This window comes from Streptomyces sp. NPDC059718, from assembly GCF_042733315.1.
GTDB lineage: Bacteria > Actinomycetota > Actinomycetes > Streptomycetales > Streptomycetaceae > Actinacidiphila.
This window is the reverse complement of record NZ_JBHWGA010000033.1, coordinates 81,419-89,645: the sequence shown is the minus strand read 5'-3', so window position 1 is coordinate 89,645 and position 8,227 is coordinate 81,419. Positions and strand designations below refer to the sequence as shown.

The window sequence follows — 8,227 nt, the reverse complement described above, 5'->3', positions numbered from 1 at the left end:
GCGCGGCGGGCCCGGCCCCCCCCCCCCCCCCCCCGCCGGCCTTTTCCGGCGGCGGGCCTCAGGCCCTTCCGGCGTCGACGGCGGCGGCGATCTGCCGGCAGTAGAAGTCGGTCGTGTTCCGGGTGTGGCGGCGCATCAGTTCCTCGGAACGCTCCGCGTCGCCCAGGGCGATGGCCTCGATGATGGTGGCGTGCTCGTTCCAGGCGTCCCGGCCGCGGGGCCGCGCGATGGGCATGTAGTACCAGCGCACCCTCCGGTCGACCTGGAGGATCAGCTCGCCGAGGACCTGGTTGCGGGACAGCTCGGTGATGAAGCCGTGCAGTGCGGCGTTGGCCTCGACGATGCCGCGGGCGTCGTCCGCCGCCAGGGCGGCGATGCCGGCGTCCTGCAGTTCCCACAGCCGGGCCACGTCCGCGTCCGTGGCGTGCAGCGCGGCGCCGTGCGCGGAGTGGGTCTCCAGTACGGCGCGGACGCTGAGGAGCTGGGTGGCCTCCTCCTGCGTGGGGGAGTGGACGAAGGCGCCCTGGGCGGGACGCAGGTCGACCCAGCCGTCGGTCTGCAGACGTTGCAGGGCCTCGCGCACCGGCTGGCGGCTGACGCCGAGGTGGTCGGCGAGCTCGGCCTCGACCAGGTGCTGGCCCGGTCTGAGGGTGCCGTTGACGATCAGGTCGATCAGGGCCTCGTAGACGGCCTGGCGCAACGGTGCCGGCCGGGTGACCCGGACGGCGGCCGCCGCGGTGCTTCTCTCGCGCATGAGCCCCCCTGTCGGCTGAGTTCTTTGCACAATGCCAAGAATACAGATTTCGGTATGCAATTCAGCCGCAGGATGGAACAAGGCTCGGTCGGACATCGGCCGTCGGCGTGCGGAAGCCCGCGGCGGAGCACCGGCGGCACGGCGGACGGGGCGGGGGAAGCCGTGCTTCCCCCCCCCCACCGCCGTGGGTGGAACATCCGTCAGGCAGGGGCGGGCTGCTGGTCGGTGCGCAGGCCCTGCGACGCCGCGGAAGCGGGGTCGGGCGTGCTCAGCGAGCGCAGGATGGCGTCCACGCTCTCCTTGGCGTCGCCGAAGAGCATGCGGCTGTTCTCGCGGAAGAACAGCGGGTTCTGCACCCCCGCGTACCCCGAGGACATGGACCGCTTGAAGACCACCACGTTCTCCGCCTCCCACACCCGCAGCACCGGCATGCCGGCGATGGGGCTGGACGGGTCCTCCTCCGCCGCCGGGTTGACGGTGTCGTTGGCGCCGATCACCAGCACCACCGTGGTGTCGCCGAAGTCGTCGTTGATCTCGTCCATCTCCAGCACGACGTCGTACGGCACCCGGGCCTCGGCGAGCAGCACGTTCATGTGCCCGGGCAGCCGGCCGGCCACCGGGTGGACACCGAAGCGGACCTCGACCCCGCGCCGCCGCAGCGCCTGGGTCAGCTCCGCCACCGGGTGCTGCGCCTGGGCCACCGCCATGCCGTAGCCGGGGGTGATGATCACCGACGTGGCGTTCTCCAGGAGTTCGGCCGTCTCCTGCGCGGAGGTCTCGCGGTGCTCGCCCTGTTCGGTGTCGCCGCCCGTCGGCGCCGGGGCGCCGAAGCCTCCGGCGATCACCGACAGGAAGGACCGGTTCATCGCCTTGCACATGACGTACGACAGGTAGGCGCCGGAGGAGCCGACGAGCGCGCCGGTGACGATGAGCAGGTTGTTGTTGAGCAGGAAGCCCGCCGCGGCCGCGGCCCAGCCCGAGTAGCTGTTGAGCATCGAGACGACGACCGGCATGTCACCGCCGCCGATCGAGACGACCAGGTGCCAGCCGAGCGCGAGCGCCAGGGTGGTGACGGCGATCATCAGGCCGAGGTCCGGGCTCACCGTGAACCACACCGTCAGGGCCACGAAGGCGGCCAGCGCCCCGAGGTTGAGGGCGTTCTTGCCGGGCAGGGTCAGCGGACGGGAGTTGATCCGCGCCGACAGCTTCAGGTAGGCGACGATGGATCCGGTGAAGGTGACCGCGCCGATGAAGATGCCGATGAACACCTCCGCGTGGTGGATGCCGAGCAGGTCGCCGGCGACCCGGGTCTGCGCGGCGCCGTGCGCCTCCACCTCGTAGTAGCTGTTCCAGCCGACCAGCACCGCGGCGAGGCCCACGAGGCTGTGCAGGACGGCGATGAGCTCGGGCATCTGGGTCATCTCGACCCGGCGCGCCCGCCACAGGCCGATGGCACCGCCGACGACCGTGGCGGCGACGATCAGCACGACGGAGGTGCCGGGGATGTCCTGCGCCGCGGCGACGACGGTGGCGACCAGCGCCAGCGCCATGCCGCCGATGCCGTACGCCACCCCGGCGCGGGAGGTGCGGTGTTGCGAGAGTCCGGCCAGGCTGAAGATGAACAGCAGCGCGGCGACGATGTCGGCGGCCTGTGCGGCCGTGGTTGCGTTCATCGATCCTCAGCCCTTCGAGAACATGCCGAGCATACGGCGGGTGACGGCGAATCCTCCGAAGATGTTCACGGTGGTCAACATGATCGCCACGACCGACATCACGGTGACGGCCGGTCCGGCGTGGCCTATCTGCAGCAGTGCTCCGACCACCACGATCCCCGAGATGGCGTTGGTTACCGACATCAGCGGGGTGTGCAGGGCGTGGTGGACCTTTCCGATCACGTAGTAACCGATGACGACGGCCAGCGCGAACACCGTGAAGTTGCCCACGAGCTGGGCCGGGGAGAAGGCGACCAACAAGAACATCGCGAGCATGCCGGAGGCGATCAGGCCGTAGCGCGCGGCCGGTGAGAGCCGGGGTGCCTTCGGCTGCGGTGCGGCCACCACCGGCGCCGGTGCCTGCCCGGCGGGCGCCGCCGACACCTGGACGGGCGGTGGCGGCCAGGTCTTCTCGCCCTCCCGCACCACCGTGACGGCCCGCTGCACGACGTCGTCGAAGTCGAGCGTCAGCCGCCCGTCCTTGCCCGGCGTCAGCAACTTGAGCAGGTTGACGAGGTTGGTCCCGTACAACTGCGAGGCCTGGGCGGGCAGCCGGCCCGCCAGATCGGTGTAGCCGATGATCGTCACGTCGTTGTCGGTGACGATCGCCTTCCCGCTGACCGTGCCCTCGACGTTGCCGCCCTGCGCGGCGGCCATGTCGACGATGACGCTGCCGGGCTTCATCGACGCCACGTCGGCCGCCGTGATCAGCCGGGGGGCCGGGCGGCCGGGGATCAGCGCGGTGGTGATGATGATGTCGACGTCTGCGGCCTGCTCGCTGTAGATCTCCGCGGCACGCCGGTCGTACGCCTGCGAGGTCGCCTTGGCGTAGCCGTCGCCGCTCGCCTCCTGCTCCACCTCGACGGCGAGGAACTCGCCGCCCAGGGAACGGACCTGGTCGGCGACCTCGGCCCGCGGGTCGGTGGCCCGCACCATCGCGCCGAGGCTGCCGGCCGCGCCGATCGCGGCCAGACCCGCCACGCCCGCGCCGGCCACCAGGACCTTCGCCGGCGGCACCTTGCCGGCCGCGGTGACCTGACCGGTGAAGAAGCGCCCGAAGACGTGGGCCGCCTCGATCACCGCCCGGTACCCGGCGATGTTCGCCATCGAGCTGAGCACGTCCATCGACTGGGCCCGTGAGATGCGCGGGACGGCGTCCAGCGCCAGGACGGTGATCGGCCGTGCCGCCAGTTCCTCGACCAGGTCGGGGCTGTGGGCCGGGGCGATCAGCCCGATGAGGGTCGCTCCTTGGCGCAGCTTGCCGATCTCCTCGTGCGAGGGGGCGTTGACCTTCAGGACCACGTCCGCCTGCCAGGCGTCGCCGATCCGCGCGCCCGCTTCGGCGTAGGCGTCGTCGGGGAAGCCGGAGGCCGCTCCGGCCTCGGATTCCACGACGACCTCGTAGCCGAGGCCGAGGAGCCGGCGGACGCTGTCCGGTGTGGCCGCCACCCGCGTCTCCCCGGCGGTGGACTCGGTGACGACACCGATCTGCTGTGGGGGTGAATCAGACATCGCTCTCCTTTTCCGTCGCTACTGACTGACGTCACGGCGTCGTCAGCCGAGCCGTCGTCCGCACTGCGTGCTCCCCGGCCTCGTGGTGCGGCCGTGCGTGCCCGGGACCGCGTGTGCGGCGAAGCGTTCCCCCGCTGCGTGCTCGATCAACCTGTCCGGAGCGTGTGTGACCCGGTTCATGGTCCAGCGCGACGCCGGAGACCTCCGTCGCGACGCCGGGCGGGACCCTGTTCGGTGCCGGGCGTGCGACTTTGCGTGAGGGGACTGTACATCCCAAGAGGGTACTGCATACAGTATTCACTCCCCCTTCGAATGGAGAGGAGTCGCCGTGAGAATTGCAGTCCTCGGAGCCGGTGCGATCGGCGCTTACGTGGGCGCGGCACTGCACCGTGGTGGCGCCGACGTCCACCTGATCGCCCGGGGTGAGCATCTTCAGGCGATACGTGCCCACGGAGTCCGGGTGAACAGCCCGCGCGGTGACTTCGTGGCCAAGCCCCACGCCACGGACGACCCCAAGGAGATCGGCCCCGTCGACTACGTCTTCCTGGGCCTGAAGGCACACTCCTACGCGACCTCGGGTCCGCTGATCTCCCCGTTGCTCGACGACAAGACCGCGGTGGTGGCCGGTCAGAACGGCATTCCCTGGTGGTACTTCCACGAGCTGGCCGGCCCCTACGAGGGGCGGCGGATCGAGGCGGTCGACCCCGGCGGCGCCACCAGCGCGGTGCTGGCGCCGGAACGCGCCATCGGCTGCGTCGTCTACCCCGCGACGGTCATCGAGGCCCCCGGGGTCATCCGGCACCTGGAGGGCACCCGGTTCTCCATCGGCGAGCCGGGCGGCGGCGTCTCCGACCGGTGCACGGAGCTGAGCGAGGCCATGATCGCCGGCGGCCTCAAGTGCCCGGTGGAGCCCAACCTGCGCGACGACATCTGGATCAAGCTGATGGGCAACGTCGCCTTCAATCCGATCAGCGCCCTCACCAGGGCGACCATGGTCGACATCTGCAAGCACCCGCACACCCGGCGGCTGGTCGCCCAGCTCATGGAGGAGACCCTCGACATCGCGGCCAGGGTCGGCAGCACCCCCGACATCTCCATCGAGAAGCGGCTTCGGGGCGCTGAGGGGGTGGGACACCACAAGACCTCGATGCTCCAGGACCTCGAGGCCGGCAAGCAGCTGGAACTCGACGCCATCGTGACGGCCGTCGTGGAGATGGCCGACATCTCCGGCGCGGACGCCCCCAACCTGAGGGCGGTCCACGCCGCGACCGACCTGCTGGCGCGCGGCGTCACCGCGGACCGGGACAACGGGGCCGGCGCGCGCAAACCCGTCCCCGCCTGACCCGTCCCCCGCGTATCCGAACCCGAGACACCCGCGGATCGCCCGGTCCACCGCCGGACGACCGCCGCAGTACCTCCGGGGCCGGTCCCGTCGCGGCGGCGACGGGACCGGCCCCGGACAGGGGCCCGCACCGGCTTGGCGGGCACGAACGAGGGCCGCGATCCGGCTCGGTAGGCTGTGCCCGGTCACACCGCAACCAGCTCGTCCGCCGTCGGCCGCCCGGGGACGTCCCGAACCCGGGAGCGCCGGTCCGCCGGCACCGACGGCGTTGCGACTCCAGCAGGAAGTGCCGGCGCGGCCGCGGCCCAGGCAGAGAGGAGTCGTTCATGCTGTTCCGTCAGCTGGAGTACTTCGTGGCGGTCGCCAGGGAGCGGCACTTCGCCCGGGCGGCGGAGTCCTGCTACGTCTCGCAGCCCGCGCTCTCGGCGGCGATAGCCAAGCTCGAGCGGGAGCTGAACGTCACGCTGATCAACCGCGGGCACAACTACCAGGGCCTCACCCCTGAGGGCGAACGGCTGGTCGTCTGGGCCAAACGCATCCTCGCCGAGCAGGAGGCCTTCAAGGCCGAGGTGGCCGCCGTCCAGTCGGGCATCACGGGCACCCTGCGGCTGGGCACCGAGCCCACCGCGTCCACCACCCTGGTCCTGCCCGTCGCCGCGTTCTGCGCGGCCCACCCGCTGGCCAAGGTCCAGGTCCGCTCCCGGCTGTCGACCACAGAACTCCACCGCCAGCTCCTCGCGTTCGAGCTGGACGCCGCGATCGCGCACTTCGCCCCGCACGACCGGGAGAACCTGCAGGTGATGCCGCTGTACGAGGAGCGGTACATGCTCCTCGCCTCCAGCGACCAGCTGCTGCCGCAGACCGACACCATGAAGTGGGCGGACGCGGCGACGATGCCGCTCGCGCTGCTGACCCCCGACATGAGGATCCGCCAGGTCATCGACGACGCGTTCGCCGAGAGCGGGGTCGTGGTGACCCCGCAGGTCGAGACGGACTCGGTGGCCGCCCTGTACGCCAGCGTGGGCGCCGGCGCGTGCGCGAGCATCGTCCCGCACACCTGGCTGCGGGCGATGCCGCCGCTCGGCCGGATGCGGGCCGTGCGCCTCGTCGAGCCGGACGCCAGGGCGCAGGTCTCCGTCGCGATCCACGCGGCGACCCCGGGGTCGGTCGCGGCGCGGGCGTTCATGACCGCCGCGGCCGGGCTGTCGCTGGACGAGTTCTTCGACGAGCCGCTGCCCGCGGAGCACCGCGTCAGGTGAGCCCGGGCCATACGGGGCCCTCCGCGTACAGGACGTCCACCGCCGCCCGGTCCAGGCCTCCCTTCGCCGTGTGCGGGAGCGAGGCGACGACCCGGATCCGGTCGGGGATCTCGAACGGGGCCAGCCGGGCGCGGCAGTACCGGCGGATCTCCTCGGCCCCGGGCGCCTCGGCCCCCGGCGCCTCCGCCCCGCTCAGGACGACGACGGCGCCGACCCGCTGCCCGTACGTCGCGTCGGGCACGGCGAACACGGCGGCCTCGGCCACCCCCGGACACCCGGCGAGGACGTCCTCGACGTGCTCGGGCACGACCTTCTCGCCCCCGCGGATGATGAGGTTCTTCAGGCGCCCGGTCAGGAACAGGTGGCCGTCCTCGTCCAGCGCGCCCAGGTCGCCGGTGCGGAACCAGCCGTCGGCGAAGCCGTGCGCGGTCTCGGCGGGGTTGCCCAGGTAACCGCGGGCCACCGTGGGACCGTGCACCCACACCTCGCCCTCGCCGCCGGGCGGGCACGGCTTCCCGTCCGGGTCCAGGACCCGCAGCTCGATCCCGGTCGGCCGGCCGACCGAACCGTGCTTGAGCGACCCGTACTGCGGCAGCGGCTCGCTCGTCGCCTGGTGCGCGGACTCGGTCATGCCGTACGCCGACAGCAGGGGCGCGCCCAGGGTGCGTTCCAGCGCCCGCTGGGTGGCCGTGTTGAGGGGAGCGCTGGAACTGCGCAGGAACCGCAGCGCCGGCACCTGCGGGCCCGTGAGGTCCGTCGCCGCCCGCTCCAGGAGGAGCTCGTGGACGGTGGGGACCGCGGTGAACCACGTGGCGCCCGCCGCCCGCATGTCGTCCCAGAAGGTGTGCGCCGAGAACCGCCCGCGCGCGGGCAGCAGCACGCAGCCCCCGCTCGCCAGCGTGGACAGCAGCGTGGCGAACAGCCCGTGCCCGTGGAAGAACGGCATCGCCGCGACCGTCGCGTCGCCCGGCACCAGCTCGTAGGTGGCGCACACGCCCCGGACCGAGGCGGCCACGTTGCCGTGCGTCAGCGGGACCATCTTCGCCCGGTCGGTGGTCCCCGCCGTGAACAGCACCAGGGCGTCGTGCGCGGTGAGTTCGCCGGACGCGCCCCGCGCTGCGGCCGGCGCGCCCGCGCCCGTTCCGAGCGCGGCCGTCGCCGTCCCGGCAGGGGAGAGGTCCACCCGCAGCGTCCAGGCAGGGACACCGGGCACCCCCACGGCCGCCGGCGGGGCGCCGCCCGCGGTCGGGCCCAGCAGGACGGCCCGCACCCCCAGCGCCTCCAGCCGGGCCGTCATCCGCGGCTCGGGCAGCGCGGGGTCCACGGGGGCCACCACCAGTCCGGCCCGCGCCCCGCCCAGCAACGCCACGACGAACTCCGCGGTGTTGGCGCCGACGAGGCCGACCGGGTCCCCGGGGCGCAGCCCCGCCGAGGTCAGGCGCGCGGCCACCGTGTCGGCCAGCTCGTCCAGGGCGCGGTAGGAGACCTCCGCGCGGTCCGCGCCGGCGATCAGTGCCGGAGCCTGCGGACGCCCCCGGGCGTGCCGGTCGAGGAGATCGGTCAGACCTGTGACCGCGGGCGGCCGGTAAGGGTCGGGGTCGCGCACGGATGCAGCGGCCGGAACGGCCATGGCCGCACCTCCTCGCGC

Annotated in this window: 6 protein-coding genes; 2 read left to right on the top strand and 4 right to left on the bottom strand. The window is 72.6% G+C overall.

What is annotated here, in order from left to right:
* Window positions 1-58: 58 nt before the first annotated feature.
* The 3 genes from ACFV3E_RS31450 to ACFV3E_RS31440 all read right to left on the bottom strand — a co-directional run bounded on the left by ACFV3E_RS31450 (window position 59) and on the right by ACFV3E_RS31440 (window position 3,978).
* On the bottom strand, window positions 59-754 hold the full coding sequence (locus ACFV3E_RS31450; RefSeq protein ID WP_500537744.1) for a GntR family transcriptional regulator: 696 nt from the start codon (window positions 752-754) through the stop codon (window positions 59-61).
* A 200-nt stretch (window positions 755-954) separates the two neighbouring features.
* Window positions 955-2,427: a Re/Si-specific NAD(P)(+) transhydrogenase subunit beta gene (gene pntB, locus ACFV3E_RS31445; protein ID WP_500537743.1), complete on the bottom strand. Its 1,473-nt coding sequence runs from the start codon at window positions 2,425-2,427 to the stop codon at window positions 955-957.
* 6 nt (window positions 2,428-2,433) lie between these two features.
* Window positions 2,434-3,978 (bottom strand): Re/Si-specific NAD(P)(+) transhydrogenase subunit alpha, encoded by a 1,545-nt coding sequence (locus ACFV3E_RS31440; protein ID WP_500537742.1) that lies wholly within the window; start codon window positions 3,976-3,978, stop codon window positions 2,434-2,436.
* Between the two features lie 328 nt (window positions 3,979-4,306).
* Here ACFV3E_RS31440 and ACFV3E_RS31435 point away from each other — a divergent pair, with 328 nt between their 5' ends.
* Together ACFV3E_RS31435 and ACFV3E_RS31430 are read left to right on the top strand one after the other, a co-directional pair.
* Entirely contained in the window at window positions 4,307-5,320 is a 1,014-nt protein-coding gene (locus ACFV3E_RS31435) for a 2-dehydropantoate 2-reductase (RefSeq protein WP_500537741.1), read from the top strand.
* A gap of 326 nt (window positions 5,321-5,646) precedes the next feature.
* A complete protein-coding gene (locus ACFV3E_RS31430) occupies window positions 5,647-6,579 on the top strand; it encodes a LysR family transcriptional regulator (protein ID WP_499514964.1) in 933 nt (310 codons plus the stop codon).
* On the opposite strand, the gene ACFV3E_RS31425 is transcribed toward ACFV3E_RS31430, so the two are convergent.
* Window positions 6,572-8,209, bottom strand: a complete 1,638-nt coding sequence (locus tag ACFV3E_RS31425) for a FadD7 family fatty acid--CoA ligase (RefSeq protein WP_500537740.1) — start codon at window positions 8,207-8,209, stop codon at window positions 6,572-6,574. The two genes, ACFV3E_RS31430 and ACFV3E_RS31425, sit on opposite strands and share 8 nt — an antisense overlap.
* Window positions 8,210-8,227 lie beyond the last annotated feature (18 nt).

Excerpts from the sequence above, each read along its gene's own strand:
- ACFV3E_RS31450 (WP_500537744.1), bottom strand. The coding sequence starts at position 754 with ATGCGCGAGAGAAGCACCGCGGCGGCCGCCGTCCGGGTCACCCGGCCG.
- pntB (WP_500537743.1), bottom strand. The coding sequence starts at position 2,427 with ATGAACGCAACCACGGCCGCACAGGCCGCCGACATCGTCGCCGCGCTG.
- ACFV3E_RS31440 (WP_500537742.1), bottom strand. The coding sequence starts at position 3,978 with ATGTCTGATTCACCCCCACAGCAGATCGGTGTCGTCACCGAGTCCACC.
- ACFV3E_RS31430 (WP_499514964.1), top strand. The coding sequence starts at position 5,647 with ATGCTGTTCCGTCAGCTGGAGTACTTCGTGGCGGTCGCCAGGGAGCGG.
- ACFV3E_RS31425 (WP_500537740.1), bottom strand. The coding sequence starts at position 8,209 with ATGGCCGTTCCGGCCGCTGCATCCGTGCGCGACCCCGACCCTTACCGG.